Here is an 18,844-nt window from a genome sequence, read left to right as displayed (position 1 = left end):
ATAGATCAAAAGATCTTTCTTACTACTTCTTCACCTTTGTATTATAACATCAATAAATAGTATGATCAATCACAAATTTACACTCTCATTATTAGCTAGTTTATTTTTATTTATTGCTGCATTCAAAACAGCTGGATCAGGAAAAGAGGTGAACACAGAAGAGGTGATATCCTATAATGGTACTATAAAACGTATTATTAAAAATAATTGTATTGTGTGCCATTCAGGTAAAAGACCTTCAGGAGATTTATTATTGACGAATTATGAGCGGGTGGTCGAAGCGGTGAAAACCAAAGATGTATTAAAACGAATCAATGACCCGAACGATCCTATGCCTATTTATGGTATGATGCCTGAAAAGGAAAGGAAGGCAATTCAACAATGGGCTGAAAATGGTTTTGAATTGGAAATTAAGAATAAGGAAGAAAAAGAAGATTCAATCAAAAATATGGATAATTACGCTTTCAATGTGCCTGATATAAAGGCAGTAGATATAAATAATAATGGTTTTGAGTTTTTAGAAAAAATGCAAGGTCATTGGGTAGGTAAAATATTTTTGTTAGGGCAAGATATTCCTTGGTTCGCCTTCGATTTTAGAGCGATTAATAGTTCACAAATACATGGTTTATTTGAAGGTGGGAGTATGGGTAACCTTTTCAATACTTTTTTTGTAGCAGATTATAAAGGTAAAACTACAATTATGCTACGCAATGGAGGTATTTTAGGAGGAATTTATCGCACAAGTTATTTTGTATTGACATCGGTGAAAGATGATACGTATGTATTTGAAGATGCCTATGGAGGAAAACAGATCATGTGGGTTGAAGTATCTTTCAAAAATGACTCAATGAAAATGCTTACTTATACCAGTAAAATGGGTTTAAAGGAACCCAGTAAGCATATAGAATTTGAGGGTAAAAGAATGCATTCAGACCTTGCAGTAAAAGCAGCCAAGTCTTATGGGTTTCCTAAAAAAGACATAGTTAAAAGTTTCCCTAATGGGATGCCTCTACCAAATTGGGGAGAAGAATACCCGGTAATCACTTCGGCAAGTTATCTAATGGAAAGTGAAGATTATAATTACGCTCTTTTGGGTAAATTAGCAGAAGATCCTATTCAAATTTCTGATATTCAAAATATTGCTTCCATTCAGCTGGAATTTTCAAGAAAAGATTTAAGTAAAGGAAAAAATATTCAGGTATACTTATCAAGGACTCCTTTAACAGATAAAAAAGGAAATTTTGCCACCGAATACGGGTATATCAAACAGCAAGCAATGGATAATATTCTACTTTTTCCAGTGATTGATAAAAGGGACAATGAGTTCACTTTGACTTATTTGCACGAAGGAAAATGTTATATCACTTGTGTTATTGATAATAATGAAGATATGATACCGAGTAAAGGAGATTATTATAGTAAAAGTCAAGAACTTGATGTATCAGGAACGTTAACCTTGAAAATCAATGACATTAAAATGACTATTGAATAATACTAATAAAATAAACAACATCAATTACTTAATGAAAGACTATTGATGTTGTTTATTTATAGTAATACGTTATAATATTTACGGTATTATATCACCTCATCTCTATTGTCTAAATTAGGATAATATGTACTGTATGCAACCAACATTCCTACTACAATAGCACAGAACATTAATAGACCAGAAGTGCCTATACTAGGATTATCAATAATAGGATCGTTGTTAAACTGATGTGATAAACCCATAAATAACCTACTTCCGGGAACGAGAATAACAATGCCCTGTAATAAATAAACCGATGGAGGAACATTTTTCCACTTACTTAAAATGATACTTAAAAAGGTAATCAAAAAGGCACTAATAAATGTTCCGAATATCCAACCAATATTTTCTTGGAAAATCATAGGTCCCCAAAAAGCGATAACTGCAAGGAATAATCCAATCAATAAATCTTTTAACTTGGTATTGAATACCACGCCTAATCCAGCAGATAGGATGGGAAGTGCAAAAAAGTGCATCCATTTTGGAAGCTCATTTATATAACTATCAGGGGATAAGTCAAAAAAGAAAGTACCGATAGACATGCCAAGATAAACACCTATAAAGAGTTTCAAGAATATCATGACAGAGTTAAAGAAAAAACCAGAACCTGAATTAAATTGATTGAAAGAAATTTCTTCTAATGCAATAGAAATGGTTAGACCCGGTACATACAATATAATAGAGGCTAAACTTAATTCAATAAGGTCTAATTCAGGAATATAGTATTTGCAGACACTCCCTATGAAAGCACACATAAAAGCAGTATAAAACTCTATGGTATACTTAGAAGTATTAAATCTTTTCACTCCTTTAGTGATTAAATAGGTAATGAAGCCCATCAAAAAACTAAATGAAAAAGTAATCCAACTTGCTCCAATTAAACCAAGAAAAGCAGGAGGGATAACAGTATAGGCTAAAGCGATACAAAACTCATTATAGATCAATTTCTTATTCATCACCATATCAATATTCTGAGTGATGGTTTCATAATCATGTCCTTCTTTGAAAGCCTCTCGAATTTTTTTATGAAGGTCTGCTAACTTCCCTAGATTATTGCTTCCTAAAGGGATGTACTGCAAGATCACTTGTCGTTCTTTAGTTTGAGGGTCTTCAATCTGATAGTTTAAGGTATTTGTGGTCACCTGACAGGCTACTTCCACTCCAATGTGTTTGGCGACATCTTGGATATAGGTTTCTACTCTTAAAGATGAACAGCCAAATTTATGTAATGCATTTCCTATTTTTACTATTAATTTATATTTTTCTTCAAAGTTTTTCACGGGTATATCAAAATTATATTTTGTTTTAGTTTTACGAAAGTACAAGAATTATTCTGTTTTTCACTACCAAAATAGTGATGGGTTTGATTTGTATGTAATGAATGGTATAAAAACACAATCGGAAGTATGAAAATTAAGGTTTAAGTTGAAACAAATAGTCATATGCAAGACAAATTTTAAGAAACGTTTTAAAGAATTATCACTAAAAATTAAACGAGCACTTGTGACACATAAAAAGAAAGTAAACTTGAAAACATGGCTATTTAATCTTACTTATAATTCTTCTCTTTATATATCTATGTTTTTTATTGATAAAGAGTACAAATTTCATATTCTCATCTCTTTATTTTAGAAATTAGAATAGCTTTTGCTTAATTGATTGATAGAAATGAATTAGCAAAAAAAACTGACAAATATTTAATCATGATTACATTTATAATTTGTATTGCCATTTTGATAGGAGGATACTTTTTTTACGCCTCTTTCCTAGAAAGAAAATTTGGTGCAGATGCAAATAACGTTACTCCTGCTATAGCAAAAGAAGATGGAATGGATTATGTTCCGATGAAATTATGGAAGACATTTCTGATTCAATTTTTAAATATTGCAGGTCTTGGACCAATATTCGGTGCAATTGCTGGTGCTTTATGGGGACCTGCTGCTTTTCTTTGGATCGTATTCGGTTCTATTTTCGCAGGGGCTGTTCATGATTATTTTTCGGGTATGCTTTCCATTAGAATGGGTGGTGCAAGTATCTCAGAAATTGTTAGTAAATATTTAGGGAATAAAGTACATATCTTCATGACTATCTTCTCGGTATTATTACTAATTTTAGTAGGTGTTGTTTTTGTGAAAGGCCCAGCTACAATTATTCATCAACTGACAGACATTGATACGCAGATCTTAGTAGTTGTTATTTTTATCTATTATGTATTAGCTACCATGATTCCTATAGATAAATTAATTGGTAAATTATATCCTTTGTTTGGTTCGTGTCTTTTAATAATGGCCATTGGTATTCTTTCGGTCCTTTTAATTGGAGATTATCAAATTCCTGAATTAACTACAGCTACTTTTACCAATATGAGATTAGACGGTGATGATAACCCTATTTTCCCCTTGTTATTTATTACGATAGCATGTGGTGCAATATCAGGTTTCCACTCTACACAGTCTCCTATGATGGCAAGGTGTATTACGAATGAAAAACAAGGTAAAATTATCTTTGCTGGAGCAATGATTACTGAAGGAATTGTAGCATTAGTTTGGGCTGCAGCATCTATGGCTTTTTTTGGCGGTGTAGAAGAGTTGGGTAAAACAATGGCTATGGAAGGTCATAACGCCGCATGGGTAGTTAATGAAATTTGTAACACGATGTTAGGTAGAGTAGGTGGCATATTAGCTATTTTTGGTGTGGTTGCCGCTCCAATTACCTCTGGAGACACAGCCTTTAGAAGTGCTCGTTTAACTATTGCTGATGCATTTAATTATTCACAGAAGAAACTTTCTCAGCGACTTATAGTAACAGCACCGCTTTTTGTTGTCGCTGTTTTCCTTACCACAATAGACTTCTCAATTATTTGGAGATATTTTGGGTGGTCAAATCAAGTTTTAGCTACTATTGTTTTATGGGCTTGTGCTGTTTTTATGCAACAAAAACATGGTAATGCTTGGTATGTTATTTTCCCTGCAACTTTTATGACTGCAGTAGTGGTTACTTATATCATGATGGCTCCAATAGGTTTGCGTTTACCATTAAATATTGCCTATGGGATAGGAATTACAACAGCAGTAATTTCTTGTATCATATTTATGCTAAAAGTAAAGAAAGTGAACCCAAGTAATATTCAAGAACAAGTGTTGGAAACCACTAATGATTAATAGATAGGTTTTGATTTGGATAATACATCTACTGTTATCACTCTGAGTGTATAAATATTGATTGTAATTCGAATATTATCCTCTTCATTATGTATATAAATATTTTTGCCTCTTTTTACGAAATGCTCTATACTCGTTTTATCAATTACAGTGTAGAGCATTTTCTCTATCACTTTGTTAGAAAGCTGTAAACCAAGTTTCTTATTAATTCTTCCATAAACTAATTCAGTATAGCATATGTTTTTTAGCAGATTAGCTTTGATGTGCTCAATATCAATTTGTTTGTTCATATGTTTAAGTTAATAATTTTAGTATTGTCTTTAAAAGTGATTTATGGTGATGTTGTTGTATCAGACCATGTAACAATAACTATGACACCATCTTCAGAACGACAAAATGACCCAACGTCACTCTCCAAGTCTCCAGATTTTCTTCTTAGATATTATCCAAATCCAGCTATAGATGTAGTGATGATCGAATTAAAATAATCAATGGATGTTTCTATTTTTGATAGCAAAGGAAGGTTATATCAAAAAATAAATTTACCCTCCGGTAATCAGTCGATCGATATCACTGAATTACCCAGAGGTATATATGTTTTTCATTTAGAAAATGATTGGCAAAGTAAAAATATTAAGGTAATTAAACGATAATTGTTTGTGATAACACCTTGTTTAATCTCTTAGGAAATCAATTACTTGATCTAAAACACTATCCGTTCTTAGAATTCTAAAGTGCCCTGTGCCTTCGATTTTTACAAGTTCACAATTATCTCCCCATGCTTTAGCTACAGCCTCTGATTGAGATAAACGAACAATCTTATCGTTAATATCTTGGAAGATCATACCCTTTTTGACATTCATTTTAGGGACATAATCACTCACATTTTGTTCATCAGCTTTTACTTGAAATTTTTGTTCTAAACGATGAACCAATCTGTGTTTTACTTTATCACTCATACCAACCATTTCAGAAACGTCATCAACACGTTCCATAAAACGATCTGGTGTAGTCATCATTACATACTTATCAATTTCAAACATATGATTAGATAAACAGTAAGTCGTTCCAACACTTCCAAAAGAGTGGGTGATAATCTTATTAATTCTATATTTATCCAACATGATTTGCACCAAATCTGCAAATTCAAACATGGTAGTTTGCCCTTTAGGCGAAAAACCATGTGAAATGGCATCAAAAGAGTAAAGGGTGAAATTCTCTTTTTCCATTTTTTTGATAAGATCAGAGAAATTACCTGACTGACCTTCCCAACCATGAACCATCAAAAGTTTCTCTTTTCCATTACCCCATTTATAGGTTTTAACTTGCATACCTTTATAATCAATCGTTCCTTTTTCGGCACGATCAATCACCTCTAATTCATGAGGTCTCAACTTTAAAACCTGAGGATGCATTATTTTATTATAAGCTAATTTCACCACAACATTAGGTGCGGTGTATGAAAGAAATTTGATGAGTGGTTTCATTATTATTGAATGTTTCGACAAAACTAATCATTTTACATCATTATAGAAACGAATATTCATTCATTTAATGAAATACTATTTTCTCTATGAATTGTTTGATGGATTATACATTTATAAAAAGACGAGGTGACTTATGGAGTTCTTGAATGGTATGCAGAAATAAATGTGTGTGGACATCATCAAAAAAAATGAAATGTCTAAAAACAAAAAAGCCAACCCATTGAATGAGTTGGCTTATCACTAAGGATTACCTTAGAATTTATTTTGTAAAAAACTTATAAACAGTTTTTTGAGTATATTTTTCACCAGGATTCAGTTCTGTAGATGGGAACTGAGGTTTATTTGGAGAGTCAGGATAATGCTGTGCTTCGAAACAGAAACCTTGACGTTTAATTAGTTTCTCCCCATTTCTACCTAGGTCGTCTGCTAGCCAGTTACCAGTATAGAATTGTACTCCAGGTTCCGTTGTGTATGCCAACATTGCTCTACCTGTTGTAGCTTCATACGCCTCACCAATAAGTCCAAATTCACCAAGTGGTTTATCAATGACAAGGTTATGGTCGTAGCCAATACCAAATTGAGTTTGTTCGTAATCTGAATCAATTTCATCCCCAATTCTTTTTGGAGATAAGAAATCGAATGGAGTTCCTTTCACATCTCTAATTTCACCTGTTGGAATACAAGTTTCGTCGTATGGAGTGAAAGCATTGCAATTTAATTTCAATACGTGATCCTCAATAGAGCCTTCGCCTTTTAAGTTAAAGTAGGCATGTTGAGTTAAATTCACGATAGTTTTCTTGTCTGTTTGAGCAGCATACTCAATAATGATTTCATTATCATCAGACAAGCTATAAGTTACTTCTACAGTAAGATTACCAGGGTAATTTTCTTCGCCGTCAGGACTTAAGTAACCAACTTTTAAAGATTGATCACCCTCTTCAACAACATCCCAAACTTTTGTATCAAAACCCTTAGCTCCACCATGTAAACTGTTAGGGCCGTTGTTTACGGCTAATTGATAATCAACACCGTCTAAACTAAATTGTCCTTTGCAAATACGATTAGCATATCTACCCGCAATTACGTTCAAGTAACTTGGGTTTTCTTTATATTGATCTAAGGTGTCTTTACCTAAAAGAACCTCACCTAAATTTCCATTTTTATCAGCAGTTTTAAAGCTAACAATAATACCACCATAGTTAGTGATTTGTAGTTCTGATCCTACTGAGTTAGTTAGTGTATAAAGAAAAACTTCCTTCCCTTCAATTTCTCCCCACGATTGTTTTTTAATTTGAGTTGCTTCCATGTTTCATTTCATTTATGGTAAGAAAATTATTTTTTTTTATAAACAACAAAGAAGTAGATCTTAATTATCTACTTCTTTGTAATGTCAAATTTAATACAAATTAAACAGACTGTGCTTCTTTTTCTTTTAAGCGAAGTTGCCATTGCCAAGCAGAAGATGTCATATCATCTAATGTTTTTTCTGACGACCACCCTAATTCTTTATTACTGAAAGTAGTATCTGCGTAAATCTTTTCGATATCACCAGCTCTTCTTTCAATAAGTTTATAATTTAATTTCTCTCCTGAAGTTTTCTCAAATGATTGGATTACCTCAAGAACAGTAGACCCTGTACCAGTACCTACATTAAAGAATTCATATTCTGATTTTTGTTTTCCTTCGATCATACGATCAAGAGCAACGATATGAGCCTGAGCCAAATCAACTACATGAATGTAATCACGAATACATGTACCATCTTTAGTGTCATAATCATTACCAAATACACTCAACATTTCACGTTTACCAACTCCTGTTTGTGTAATAAATGGCATTAAATTTTGAGGAACACCCAATGGTAGTTCTCCAATTTCTGCTGATGCATGAGCTCCAACAGGATTGAAATATCTAAGAGCAACCGCTTTAACATTAGGATCTGCTGCAACAGTATCTCTTAAGATTTCCTCACAAATCTGCTTTGTATTACCATACGGTGATAAAGCAGCCTGAACAGGAGTTTCTTCTGTTACAGGTAACACATCAGGTTGACCATAAACAGTACAAGAAGAAGAGAAAACAATATTATCAACTCCATATGCTACCATTGCATCCAAAAGATTCAATAGAGTTTGGAGGTTATTTCTGTAATATAAACGAGGTTTATCCACTGATTCTCCAACAGCTTTTGAAGCAGCAAAATGAATAATACCATCTAATTTTTCTGTTTTGAACAATTGATCTAGTTGATCTGCATCTAAAAGATCAAATTCATAAAAAGTAGGACGAACACCTGAGATTTTCTCTATACCGTCTAAAGCACTTTTTTCTGAATTTGATAAGTTATCTACAATAACTACTTCAAAACCTTTATTGATTAATTCTACAGAGGTATGTGAACCGATATATCCTAAACCTCCCGTAACTAGAATTTTCTTTTTCATGATTTATTTTTGATAAGTTGTTGTCTGTTTATAAAAAAGGGAGCTGGATCTGTTTTTCTGTATGAAAATGAAATTAACTGTCCTTTATCCAACTCCCTTAAATTAAAGTTACACTGTCCATTGTAACTTTAAAAAGAAAGCAAATCATAGTAATAACAATGATTTGCTCAACTAAACTACTAACTAACGATTGTTATCTTCAGCCAACTCACGCTGCTTGTAATGAACTAAAGATTGCTCTCTAATTCTTGCAGCTGCTGTTTCTGCTGTAATATCTCTTTGAGCATTCGCAAGCATTTCGTAACCTACCATAAACTTCTTCACAGAAGCTGATCTAAGTAAAGGAGGATAGAAACACATATGTAAATGCCATTCTGGGTGATCTTCTCCGTCTGTAGGTGCTTGATGTATACCTGCAGAATAAGGGAAAGAAACCTCAAATATATTATCATACTTTACAGTTAAATGCTTGTAAGCATCTGCATAAGCATCTTTTTCTTCATCTGTAAGATCTGTAATTCTTGATACAGCTCTTTTAGGAACGATCATGGTCTCAAATGGCCAAACCGCCCAATAAGGTACAAGGGCTACAAAGTGTTCGTTTTCATATACGACACGAGTACCTTGCTCAATTTCTTGTTTGATGTAATCCGATAGTAAAGTTCTACCATTGGCATCAAAATAATTTTTTTGATTTTCAGTCTTTTTTGCTGGCTCTAAAGGAACTGATTCCTGTGCCCAAATCTGACCGTGGGGGTGAGGGTTTGAGCAACCCATTACACTACCTTTGTTTTCAAAAACTTGTACATAGTTAATATAGTCTCTGCTACCTAACTCTGTATATTCTTTACACCATAGATCAACTACTTTACGGATACCCGCAACTTCCATTTCAGGAATAGTTAAATCATGACGAGGTGAGAAGCAAATTACTTTACAAAGACCTCTTTCGCTTTTTGCTCTAAAGAGACCATTATGATCGTTAACTTCTCCAGAAGGAATTTCTTCTAATAATGCAGCAAAGTCATTTTGGAAAGAAAATGTATCTGTATATTGAGGGTTAACTTCTCCACCAATACGAGTGTTACCAGCACACAAATAACAGCTTGGATCATGTTCCGGACGCTTCTCTTCTTCAATCTTCTCTACTTGTCCTTGCCAAGGTCTTTTCGCTCTATGTGGAGATACTTGAATCCATTCACCTGTTAAAGGATTGTATCGTCTATGCGGATGGTCTTCAAAGTTAAATTTCATCTTTCTGGTCTTTTAAAAAGTCTTTGTTGTAGTTGATTGGGGAGATTATAACCTCCCCAATCAGTTTGTAAATTTAGTTTAAGTTGTTGTTTGATAGCTTGATATAGTTGAAAAAATAATGGCGAGAACCATTTAAAAAATGCTATTAAACAATCACTTTTAATAAGAATTGATTATGCTTCTACAGCTTCCTCAGTTCTTGCACCTGGTCCGATTACTACAGCATAAGCTAACATGTCTTTACCCATGCCTTCTTTGTATGCTTTAGTCATACGGTCGATAAATGCATCTACTGCATCCTCTTTTACCAAGTTAATAGTACAGCCACCGAAGCCGCCGCCCATCATACGCGCACCCAACACATTGTCATCTTCTAAAGTTTGCTCCACTAGGAAGTCTAACTCAGGACATGACACTTCATATTTCTTAGAAAGGCCTTCATGAGAACCATAGATCATTTTACCTAAGTTCACTAAATCACCTTTGTCCATGAATTCACAAGCTTTTACTAAACGGTCGTTTTCTTCAACAACATAAGAACATCTGTTGTAGATTACTTGGTCCATTTCACCTTCGAATTCTTTGATCATTTCAACAGATACGTCACGTAAGTTGATGATCTCTGGATATTTCTTTTTGATTACTTCAACACCTGCTTCACATTGCTCTCTACGAGTATTGTACTCTGAAGAAGCTAATGAGTGAGTTACATTTGTGTTACATAAAACAAGTTTATGACCTGTGATGTCTAAAGTATGGTACTCATACTCTTTAGTACGACAGTCTAACTTGATTACTTTATTAGTTTGTCCGTAAGTAGAAGCAAATTGGTCCATAATACCACACTTCACACCTGCGTAATTATGCTCAGACATTTGAGAAGCTAAAACGATATCTAATTTAGAAAGATCTCCATTAAATAATTTGTTTAAGCCTGTAGCTAATCCACACTCTAATGCAGCTGAAGAAGACATACCTGCACCTAGTGGCACATCGCCTGCAAATACTACATCAAAACCTTGTGGTTTTAATCCTTTTTTAGCTGTTTCTGCAACAACACCTTTGATATAGTTGATCCATCCTTCTGTTGGAACGATAGAATCTAAATTGAAAGAATCCTGCTCGTTTAAGTCTAAAGCAAATGCATTTACAGAGTTTGTGCCGTTTAAAGCGATTGCAAATACCATTTCCTTATCAACTGAGGCAGGTAATACGAACCCATCATTGTAGTCAGTATGCTCTCCGATAATGTTAACACGACCTGGAGCTCTTGAAATTAGAGGTTCATTTTTGAATAGTTCTTCGAACTTAGCTACTATTGCTGTTGTTTGCATGATTAAAAAATTAATTTACGTTTCATTTCGATGTTTCAAAACTGTGGTTAATTTTTTTAAATGACAAATATACATTTCCGAAAATAATAAAATAACGTTACCGGAAACGTTACCGGTAAATTCTCGGTTGTTATTTACGTTATTTTTTTGTCTATTTGTAGTATGAAAAGTCGAAAGCCAACCATTAAAGATATAGCAAGAAGATTAGATATATCTGTATCAACTGTCTCAAGAGCATTACGTAATGCAGATGATATCAATCCGGTCACAAGGAGGAAAGTATTAGAACTTGCCGAGAAAATCGGATATAAGAAAAGTGTTCTTGCAGCGGGGTTAGCAAGTAAGAAATCATATTTAATAGGGGTAATCATTCCAGAAATAACGGTTCCTTTTTTCGGTACAGTGATTATGGGTATTGAAGAATTTTTAAAACCTTTAGGCTATGATTTGATCATTTTACATTCCGATGAGAATGTAACTACTGAAAGTGATTGTATAGATTTATTAATCGACAGACAGGTAGATGGTATCATGATTTCTTTATCGATGAATACGAAAGAGGATGATCATTTGAAGAAAGCAATGGAAGAAGAAATTCCGGTGGTAATTTTTGATCGATACCTTCCTGATTCTATTTTACCAATTCCAAGGGTAATCATTGATGATTTTGATGCAGGATATCAAGCAACAAATCATCTTATCAATAAAGGGTACAAAAGAATAGCATTTATCACTGGTCCGGTAGATATGTTCATCTCTCAACAAAGGCAAGAAGGATATGTTAGGGCAATGGAACGACATGGACGTTCAACGTCTGCCGATTTAATTGTACCGGCAACAGATTTAAGAAGGAGCGTAGGAACAGCATTAGATAAACTGATGGTTTTAAAAAATAGACCTGACGCAATATTAGCATTTAACGATCCTATAGCATTTAAATTAATGAGATTGCTACATAAAAGAGAAATCAAAATTCCTAAAGAAGTAGCAGTCATGGGTATTTCTGGCGATGATATGGGCGAGTTATTCTATCCAAGTTTAACCACAATAGCACAACCGGCAAAAGACATGGGATATTGGGCTGCTAATTTGCTAAAAGACAGAATGGATGCCATGAAAAAAGCTAAGGATGAAGGGAAAGTATTTATACCAATGTCTATTCAGAAATTTTTACCTATTCAACTCATTCAAAGAGAAAGTACTTAATACAATAAAATTCACTTTAAGTGATCAATTTTGTATATTACAAATTATATAATAATCTCAATCTAATTATAAATGGAAACTCAAAACCCAGAATGGGAAAACACAGAAGTAAGACCTTGGGGCATGGATGTAAATCAATTCTGCATGCTCATGCATTTATCTCAATTTGCAGGTTACCTTATGCCATTCGCTGGAGTGGCTTTACCAATTGTTATGTGGGCCACTACTAAAGAAGAAAGTCCACAAGTAGATGAACAAGGTAAAAATATTTTGAATTGGATGATCAGTACTTATATCTATGCTATAGGTTTTGGTATTTTATGTATTTTCCTTATCGGTATTCCATTCATCATTGCACTAGGTATTATGACTGTTGTTTGTGCAATTTTGGGTGCAATTAAATCTAATGATGGAGGAATATATAAGTATCCTTTTACAATTAATTTCATTAAATAGAAGATTTTTTTAATGATCATAAAACGACTGAAAAGTAATCTTATAAATGAAAAAGAATGGGATGAGTTCATAAGAATTCATGCCCATTCTTTTTTATATGCTCAATCTTGGTTTTTAAATCTCTTTGATGAAAAATGGGGAGCTTACATAGCCTATGATAACAAGAAAATCATTGGTATACTTCCTTATCAGTATAAAATACAGTTGGGAATAGTCAAAATATTGAATAACCCTTTTGTTAATGAATTAGGTGTCATCACAGATGAAAATTATGATGGTGTCAAAGAAAAGTTACTTCAATCTTTTACAGCTTTACAATTTATTTCACTGTATAAGTTTAATGTAAATAATAGTTTTAATACCTCTAAAATTATTAGTTTGGAGACTACACATCACCTTTCTTTAAATTCTGATTACGATACATTATTTAAAAATTATTCTAAAAACTTAAAGAGAAAACTGAAAGTAGCAAACAATATAACAATAGAAAAAACCGAAGACCTGTCTACTTTAATTCATCTATTTAAAAAACATGTTGCCCAAAAAATATATGGCATAGAGGAGCATCAATATGATTTATTACAAAGGATTTATCAAGAATTTAAATCAAGAGGAATAGGTCAAGTATATATTGCCAAAGAGGTAGATGAAGTACTTTGTGCTGTTTTAATGGTGCAACAGGGAAACAGGTTGATTTATTATTTTGCTGCATCCTCACCAAAAGGTAAAGAATTAAATGCTTCTGCTTTTCTGATTGATTTTTTAATTAAAAAGAATGCTAGTTCTAATTTAATATTTGATTTTGAAGGAGGTGATATTCAAGGGTTAGCACAATTTTATGGCAGTTTTGGAAGTGATAAAAAATCAATACCTGTACTTCGTCAAATGCTCACTGATAAAATCAAATCCTATTTACATTTAATATAACATTACTTAAACATTTGATTTAAAATAGAAGTGTAGTAAGTTTGTGTAGAATTTTAAACACTTTAATGTATTGAAGACAGCTAAGCTACATCAACTTTTTCATCTTGTCTGTGCAGGAGTTATTCTGTTCAATGCATTTTCTTTGTCTTTACTTAAGATTGACCTAGAAATTCAAAGAGATTTCATAGAGAAGGTTTTTTGTATCAATAAAGACAAACCTGAAATGTCTTGTCATGGACAGTGCTTCATCAACAAACAGATGAAAAAAGAAGCGCAAAAGCAGGAGGAAACCAATACTATTACCACAAAAGAAGTAGTATTATCCTATGCCGAAAAAGAGTGTTTGATTCCTCATTTTTCGCAGAAAAATCCTCTGCTGACCTCATTAAGAGTGCTAAAGAAAGCACCCCAATTAACAGCGAAAGATAAAGCTGATAGACTACTACGACCTCCCATCGCTTAGATTCATTTCCTTATTTTGATATGATATTCAAGACATGTTATGCAATAATATGCCTTAGTTTTGACGGCTTATAACTAAAGTTGATACCTATTCTAAGTGCTGATTATTAGTATTTTATTTGGTGTTTGATCATGTCAATTTCCTTATTTATTTTTTTGATATATCATTATTTGTTAATCTCATTTTAGGGGTAGCTTTTTGATGTGTCATCTAACCTAATCATACACATTAGGCAATACTTTTATGCCTAAATATTTATTTTTTTAAGATGAAAAATTTTTCAATTTTATTATATACTCTTCTTGTATCAGCTGTTTTATTTTCGTGTGATAATAATGATTCTACTTCTACAATCCCAGAAGAAGAGCTTTATACAATAGCAAAAATCACGAATGATAATGGAGTAGAACTTCAAATGAAATCTACTGCAGAAATGCTTTACGAAGGAGTAAACAATGTGCAATTTGATATCGAAAATGGAAGTTTATCAGACGGGGGAGTTTGGAAAATTATGCCTGTTATGCAAATGATGATGAACGGTGAAACTGCTCATCAACACTCTACTCCATTAAGAGGTTTCGATGTAGGAATGTCGAATACTACTACAGGTAAAGGACAAATTCTTTTTGTAATGCCTTCCTCGGAAATGGGAGAATGGACGATGCACGTATCTTATTATGTAAATGATGAAATGGAAGCAATGTGGGTGCTGCCAATTGATGTAAATGCGGTTGAATTCTTAACTCCAGCTGCAAATTATAAGACAGTCATAATGGCTCCAATTCCGGATTCTGACGATCGTTTAATATTAGGATACAATTTTTTATCTGGAACACCTGATATTGGTAATAACGATTACGAAATTCTTGCTTTTAGAAGAACACCTGCTATGATGAGTCATGGTAGAACATCAAATGAACATATGTTTGAAACTTACACAGCATACAATGATCTTACTTTTGAAGTTACACCATGGATGCCATCTATGGGTCATAGTTCATCAAATAATGAAGATCCTTTGGCAAGTAAAGAGGGTGTTTATACTGGCCTAGTGAATTTTTCTATGAAGGGAGATTGGCAATTACAATTGAACGTAAAAGACGGAGAACAACAACTTATTGAGGAAGACGGATTATCATTCTATTTAGAATTCTAATGCAAAACGTATTCTTAATCATGGTACTACTCTTTTTGGGTAGTACCTTTTCTATAAATTCTATGGCTCAGGATACATTAAAAACGATGTATTTGGGTGAAGTATTGATACAATCAGATACGATTTCTAATAATGATTATCAGTTAACGATTGATCAATTAATGAGTCAACAAGCTGATCTAAATGTAGTTAAAAGAGGAGGTTTTGCTTGGGAACCGATTATCAATGGTTACACTGATGGTCAGATTACAGTTTCTGTCGATGGTATGCGTGTTTTTTATGCCTGTACCGATAAAATGGATCCAGCAACATCTTACCTTGAGCCCATCAATTTATCAACCTTTAAAATAGCAAAATCTTCTGAAGCACAACGTTATGGAACATCAATAGGAGGGACTTTACAAGCGGAAATGAAATATCCGACACTTAATAAAGGGACTTCTGCAGGTATCCAAAGTTATTATAGCAGTAACACTAATGGATATGATGGGAATGTTTTTGTAGAGCAATCTTCAGAAAAATTTGGCTTTCGTTATTCGGGTGCCTTGCGAAAGCATGGAATTTATACCGATGGGCACGGTCAAGAAGTAGAATTTACTCAGTTTCAGAAACAAAATCATACTTTAACAACGGTTTATAAACCTAATCATCAACATGAATTGACAGGTCTATTTATGTTTGATGAAGGGAAAGATATTGGTTATCCGGCTTTGCCAATGGATGTGAGTTCTGCTACTGCCTATATGGGTAATATCGGTTATAAAAATCATGTAAGTGATAGGACTTTTGAATTATTACAAGCAAAAGTATATTTCAATTCTATTGAACATATCATGGATGATACAAAGCGAGAGAACGTTGCCATGCATATGGATATGCCAGGAAAGAGTACCACATTTGGGGCTTGGTTCCAGGCAGATAGAAATACAGCTTTGCATCATCAAGAAATAAGGGTAGAAGGATTTTCTAACTTGCTTTTTGCTGATATGCGAATGTATTCACCAATAGGTGGCCAAGATATGTATTTAATGACTTGGGGTGATATTCATCGTTACAATGCTTCTGCTTTTATTTTGGATCAATGGCAATTGGACCCTCGCTTAACTTGGACCAATAGTTTAAGGATGGAATATAATTCTACCAATTTGACGAGTGATTTTGCTCGTAAGCAATTTGAAACTCTCAATTCCTATATAGATGGTGCAAAAAGTCATTTAACCGGTAACTTTTCTTCTTCTTTTCACTATCAGTTAAATGATGCATGGTCCTCTGATTTTGGAGTAGGTTTTACACATAGGGCCCCAACAGCTTCAGAAATGTACGGGTATTATCTATTTAATGCTCGAGATCGATTTGATTATGTGGGTAATCCAGATATTGATACTGAAAAAGCATTCGAGTTTAATTTCAATATAGGTTACGAAAAGGAGGGATGGAAATTCGTTTTTAATGCCCGTAAAGTATTTTTGGATGACTACATAGTAGGTGTTATTCAAGAAGATTTAGATGCAAGTACTCCAGGTGCATTGGGAGTGAAAAAGTACGAAAATGTAGGAAAAGCCAATACATCTCATTTAAGCATGTTATTAGGTAAAGAGATAAGTAATTGGCTCTATTATCAAATTAACTTTAGAATGGATAATGGGTTTATTGATGCATTACATTCACCTCCAGCATATATGAGTCCGCTTACCATTGATCAAAGAGTGGCATTCAATATCAAAAAGATACAAGTGGGAATAAACTATAAATATTGCGATGGCATGAGCACACCTGCGGATGTGTTAGGAGAGCAAAAAACTTCCGCTTATCATCTTTTCGATTTAAACGTAGATTATGGTATTTCTCTAAGAAAAGGAATATTGAATTTATCAGCCAAAGCTGAAAATATTTTTGATACTTATTATATCGATCCGTTTGCTTGGAATAACATTCCTAATATAGGGAGGAATTTTAAGGTAGGAGTAGGATATAGTTTCTAAAGAACAAATAAAAAAGGCTGTAACCATTATTTAATAGGTTACAGCCTTTTATTAGGTACTTGTTTCTATTCATACTTTACGTTATATATGATCTGCTTTACATGTGATTACTTGCCCATTTTTTCGGTTGAATGTAACGTAAATTAATGCATTTTCATTCACAATTAACCTCACATTTACCACCCCAGAAGTTTTGGTAACTTCTTTAATAGTCGCTGATCTGATTCCGTTTTCAAAGGCACAGAAAAACTCCTCGGTGGATAAATTGTATAAATATAGTGTCTCATTCTCTTCATATAAACCAACCCATTCTTCTAGAAGATCAATGGTTTGTCTATCATCCAATTCAACGTCAATTATCATAAGATATTTGTTGAACCATTCGGTATCATTTGCATAAATGTTAAGAGGGATAAGGAATGTTATTAATAATATAGTAATGTAGTGTTTCATATATTTATAGTTGGTGTTCGTATAATTAACATTATTAAAATAATTATAATTCTATGTTTGTAAGTATTTTATTAAATGTCCTTTTAAAACGGTTAATTTCATGAAATAAAATGTAACATCTTCTTAAAGTGCAATATTATTAATTGATAAATTACAATAGTTAGGGTTACATGGCATGTAAGGATTTTAATTAATTACTAATTTTGAAGAAAGGGAAGCCTATACTACAGTAGTTAGACTTTTTCATAGAGGATAGTACTTCTTATTCATCTTTTTATACTTTTGTGTTTTGATCTTTTATTATGATACAGAGAAGTATACCATTATCTAAAATAAGAACACTAATCACAAAATTAAGTGATCTTTCCTATCAATATGATAAGGAAACACATACTATTACCTACACATTGGAGGATGAGGAGATCTATCAATTAAGATTACCTTATCAATTAGATGAAAATCTTGAAGTGAGAAACTATGATTATGTCATTTGTTTGATTCAAACAGAAAATGCATCGGTGGGAATGGTTAAAGATCATCAGATTATTGATCATAAAACTTTTTCGACTTATGCTGTCAGGAAAAAGCAAGGGAAAAGTCAGATTAAATATTTAAAAACAAGAGGGAAGTCAAAAGCAGGTTCACGTTTACGTTTGGCCAATACGATTAATTTTTTTGAGCATATTAATGAACGTCTTCAGCAGTATTTTAAAGATCATGAGGTAAAAAAGGTCATGTTTAGCTGTTCAAAAATTCTTATCCCATATTTATTTACTTCAAAAGTAGCTTGTCCATTTGATAAAAAAGATGAGCGTATACATAAAATACCTAAATACATTCCAAATGCTAATTTCGAAGATCTTACACAAACATTTAAAAACTTACAAAAAGGAGAGTTTATCTTCTCAGAAGCATCAAAAGAAGATGCTGAAATACTATTACAAAGCGTTTTTGATAATTAATGTTTTTTTATTCGTTACTCTAAGTTGT

At 33.0% G+C, this 18,844-nt stretch carries 19 protein-coding genes; 11 read left to right on the top strand and 8 right to left on the bottom strand.

What is annotated here, in order from left to right; all coding sequences use genetic code 11:
* Positions 1 to 61 precede the first annotated feature (61 nt).
* Complete coding sequence (locus tag NH26_RS22675; RefSeq protein WP_044220488.1) at positions 62 to 1,492, top strand: hypothetical protein; 1,431 nt, start codon at positions 62 to 64, stop codon at positions 1,490 to 1,492.
* 86 nt (positions 1,493 to 1,578) lie between these two features.
* On the opposite strand, the gene NH26_RS22670 is transcribed toward NH26_RS22675, so the two are convergent.
* A complete protein-coding gene (locus tag NH26_RS22670; protein ID WP_158022011.1) occupies positions 1,579 to 2,811 on the bottom strand; it encodes a threonine/serine exporter family protein in 1,233 nt (410 codons plus the stop codon).
* 423 nt (positions 2,812 to 3,234) lie between these two features.
* Between NH26_RS22670 and NH26_RS22665 the strand changes: the two genes are divergently transcribed.
* Positions 3,235 to 4,692, top strand: coding sequence for a carbon starvation CstA family protein (locus NH26_RS22665; RefSeq protein WP_044221060.1), 1,458 nt, complete (start codon positions 3,235 to 3,237; stop codon positions 4,690 to 4,692).
* On the opposite strand, the gene NH26_RS22660 is transcribed toward NH26_RS22665, so the two are convergent.
* Positions 4,689 to 4,982: a DUF3781 domain-containing protein gene (locus NH26_RS22660; RefSeq protein ID WP_044220493.1), complete on the bottom strand. Its 294-nt coding sequence runs from the start codon at positions 4,980 to 4,982 to the stop codon at positions 4,689 to 4,691. The two genes, NH26_RS22665 and NH26_RS22660, sit on opposite strands and share 4 nt — an antisense overlap.
* Between NH26_RS22660 and NH26_RS22655 the strand changes: the two genes are divergently transcribed.
* Positions 4,983 to 5,180, top strand: a complete 198-nt coding sequence (locus NH26_RS22655; RefSeq protein ID WP_044220495.1) for a hypothetical protein — start codon at positions 4,983 to 4,985, stop codon at positions 5,178 to 5,180.
* A gap of 3 nt (positions 5,181 to 5,183) precedes the next feature.
* Positions 5,184 to 5,345 (top strand): T9SS type A sorting domain-containing protein, encoded by a 162-nt coding sequence (locus NH26_RS25895; RefSeq protein WP_084812332.1) that lies wholly within the window; start codon positions 5,184 to 5,186, stop codon positions 5,343 to 5,345.
* A gap of 21 nt (positions 5,346 to 5,366) precedes the next feature.
* Here the strand turns inward: NH26_RS25895 and NH26_RS22650 are convergent, their stop codons facing one another.
* The 5 genes from NH26_RS22650 to galK form a co-directional block, all read right to left on the bottom strand.
* Positions 5,367 to 6,179 carry an alpha/beta fold hydrolase gene (locus tag NH26_RS22650; protein ID WP_044220498.1) on the bottom strand — a complete coding sequence of 271 codons (813 nt, stop codon included), beginning with the start codon at positions 6,177 to 6,179 and terminating at the stop codon, positions 5,367 to 5,369.
* A gap of 259 nt (positions 6,180 to 6,438) precedes the next feature.
* Positions 6,439 to 7,485 (bottom strand): aldose epimerase family protein, encoded by a 1,047-nt coding sequence (locus tag NH26_RS22645; RefSeq protein ID WP_044220501.1) that lies wholly within the window; start codon positions 7,483 to 7,485, stop codon positions 6,439 to 6,441.
* A gap of 100 nt (positions 7,486 to 7,585) precedes the next feature.
* Positions 7,586 to 8,623 (bottom strand): UDP-glucose 4-epimerase GalE, encoded by a 1,038-nt coding sequence (gene galE / locus NH26_RS22640; protein WP_044220504.1) that lies wholly within the window; start codon positions 8,621 to 8,623, stop codon positions 7,586 to 7,588.
* Positions 8,624 to 8,806: 183 nt separating this feature from the next.
* Positions 8,807 to 9,877, bottom strand: a complete 1,071-nt coding sequence (locus NH26_RS22635) for a UDP-glucose--hexose-1-phosphate uridylyltransferase (protein ID WP_044220506.1) — start codon at positions 9,875 to 9,877, stop codon at positions 8,807 to 8,809.
* Between the two features lie 173 nt (positions 9,878 to 10,050).
* Positions 10,051 to 11,211 (bottom strand): galactokinase, encoded by a 1,161-nt coding sequence (gene galK, locus NH26_RS22630; protein WP_044220509.1) that lies wholly within the window; start codon positions 11,209 to 11,211, stop codon positions 10,051 to 10,053.
* Between the two features lie 162 nt (positions 11,212 to 11,373).
* On the opposite strand from galK, the gene NH26_RS22625 reads away from it, so the two are divergent.
* The 6 genes from NH26_RS22625 to NH26_RS22600 all read left to right on the top strand — a co-directional run bounded on the left by NH26_RS22625 (position 11,374) and on the right by NH26_RS22600 (position 17,401).
* On the top strand, positions 11,374 to 12,417 hold the full coding sequence (locus NH26_RS22625) for a LacI family DNA-binding transcriptional regulator (RefSeq protein ID WP_044220513.1): 1,044 nt from the start codon (positions 11,374 to 11,376) through the stop codon (positions 12,415 to 12,417).
* 72 nt (positions 12,418 to 12,489) lie between these two features.
* The gene (locus tag NH26_RS22620) at positions 12,490 to 12,873 is read left to right on the top strand and encodes a DUF4870 domain-containing protein (protein WP_044220516.1); all 384 of its coding nucleotides are present in this window, start codon (positions 12,490 to 12,492) and stop codon (positions 12,871 to 12,873) included.
* Between the two features lie 12 nt (positions 12,874 to 12,885).
* Positions 12,886 to 13,800 carry a GNAT family N-acetyltransferase gene (locus tag NH26_RS22615; protein ID WP_044220519.1) on the top strand — a complete coding sequence of 305 codons (915 nt, stop codon included), beginning with the start codon at positions 12,886 to 12,888 and terminating at the stop codon, positions 13,798 to 13,800.
* Between the two features lie 70 nt (positions 13,801 to 13,870).
* Positions 13,871 to 14,263, top strand: a complete 393-nt coding sequence (locus tag NH26_RS22610; RefSeq protein WP_052431872.1) for a hypothetical protein — start codon at positions 13,871 to 13,873, stop codon at positions 14,261 to 14,263.
* Between the two features lie 268 nt (positions 14,264 to 14,531).
* Positions 14,532 to 15,419, top strand: coding sequence for a FixH family protein (locus NH26_RS22605; RefSeq protein WP_044220521.1), 888 nt, complete (start codon positions 14,532 to 14,534; stop codon positions 15,417 to 15,419).
* A complete protein-coding gene (locus NH26_RS22600; protein WP_044220524.1) occupies positions 15,419 to 17,401 on the top strand; it encodes a TonB-dependent receptor plug domain-containing protein in 1,983 nt (660 codons plus the stop codon). Before NH26_RS22605 ends, NH26_RS22600 begins: the two co-directional genes overlap by 1 nt.
* 81 nt (positions 17,402 to 17,482) lie before the next feature.
* Here the strand turns inward: NH26_RS22600 and NH26_RS22595 are convergent, their stop codons facing one another.
* A complete protein-coding gene (locus NH26_RS22595; RefSeq protein WP_044220526.1) occupies positions 17,483 to 17,854 on the bottom strand; it encodes a hypothetical protein in 372 nt (123 codons plus the stop codon).
* 302 nt (positions 17,855 to 18,156) lie between these two features.
* On the opposite strand from NH26_RS22595, the gene NH26_RS25550 reads away from it, so the two are divergent.
* Positions 18,157 to 18,816 carry a hypothetical protein gene (locus tag NH26_RS25550; RefSeq protein WP_044220529.1) on the top strand — a complete coding sequence of 220 codons (660 nt, stop codon included), beginning with the start codon at positions 18,157 to 18,159 and terminating at the stop codon, positions 18,814 to 18,816.
* Positions 18,817 to 18,844: the final 28 nt, after the last annotated feature.

The organism is Flammeovirga pacifica (assembly GCF_000807855.2).
GTDB lineage: Bacteria > Bacteroidota > Bacteroidia > Cytophagales > Flammeovirgaceae > Flammeovirga > Flammeovirga pacifica.
This window is presented reverse-complemented; position numbering and strand designations above follow the sequence as displayed.

What these genes read in the sequence shown, in the direction of transcription:
- NH26_RS22645 (WP_044220501.1), bottom strand. Translation starts at nt 7,485, where the DNA reads ATGGAAGCAACTCAAATTAAAAAACAATCGTGGGGAGAAATTGAAGGG.
- galE (WP_044220504.1), bottom strand. Translation starts at nt 8,623, where the DNA reads ATGAAAAAGAAAATTCTAGTTACGGGAGGTTTAGGATATATCGGTTCA.
- NH26_RS25895 (WP_084812332.1), top strand. Translation starts at nt 5,184, where the DNA reads ATGGATGTTTCTATTTTTGATAGCAAAGGAAGGTTATATCAAAAAATA.
- NH26_RS22675 (WP_044220488.1), top strand. Translation starts at nt 62, where the DNA reads ATGATCAATCACAAATTTACACTCTCATTATTAGCTAGTTTATTTTTA.
- NH26_RS22625 (WP_044220513.1), top strand. Translation starts at nt 11,374, where the DNA reads ATGAAAAGTCGAAAGCCAACCATTAAAGATATAGCAAGAAGATTAGAT.
- NH26_RS22655 (WP_044220495.1), top strand. Translation starts at nt 4,983, where the DNA reads ATGTTTAAGTTAATAATTTTAGTATTGTCTTTAAAAGTGATTTATGGT.
- NH26_RS22660 (WP_044220493.1), bottom strand. Translation starts at nt 4,982, where the DNA reads ATGAACAAACAAATTGATATTGAGCACATCAAAGCTAATCTGCTAAAA.
- NH26_RS22620 (WP_044220516.1), top strand. Translation starts at nt 12,490, where the DNA reads ATGGAAACTCAAAACCCAGAATGGGAAAACACAGAAGTAAGACCTTGG.
- NH26_RS22615 (WP_044220519.1), top strand. Translation starts at nt 12,886, where the DNA reads ATGATCATAAAACGACTGAAAAGTAATCTTATAAATGAAAAAGAATGG.
- galK (WP_044220509.1), bottom strand. Translation starts at nt 11,211, where the DNA reads ATGCAAACAACAGCAATAGTAGCTAAGTTCGAAGAACTATTCAAAAAT.
- NH26_RS22595 (WP_044220526.1), bottom strand. Translation starts at nt 17,854, where the DNA reads ATGAAACACTACATTACTATATTATTAATAACATTCCTTATCCCTCTT.
- NH26_RS22600 (WP_044220524.1), top strand. Translation starts at nt 15,419, where the DNA reads ATGCAAAACGTATTCTTAATCATGGTACTACTCTTTTTGGGTAGTACC.
- NH26_RS22605 (WP_044220521.1), top strand. Translation starts at nt 14,532, where the DNA reads ATGAAAAATTTTTCAATTTTATTATATACTCTTCTTGTATCAGCTGTT.
- NH26_RS25550 (WP_044220529.1), top strand. Translation starts at nt 18,157, where the DNA reads ATGATACAGAGAAGTATACCATTATCTAAAATAAGAACACTAATCACA.
- NH26_RS22665 (WP_044221060.1), top strand. Translation starts at nt 3,235, where the DNA reads ATGATTACATTTATAATTTGTATTGCCATTTTGATAGGAGGATACTTT.
- NH26_RS22635 (WP_044220506.1), bottom strand. Translation starts at nt 9,877, where the DNA reads ATGAAATTTAACTTTGAAGACCATCCGCATAGACGATACAATCCTTTA.
- NH26_RS22650 (WP_044220498.1), bottom strand. Translation starts at nt 6,179, where the DNA reads ATGAAACCACTCATCAAATTTCTTTCATACACCGCACCTAATGTTGTG.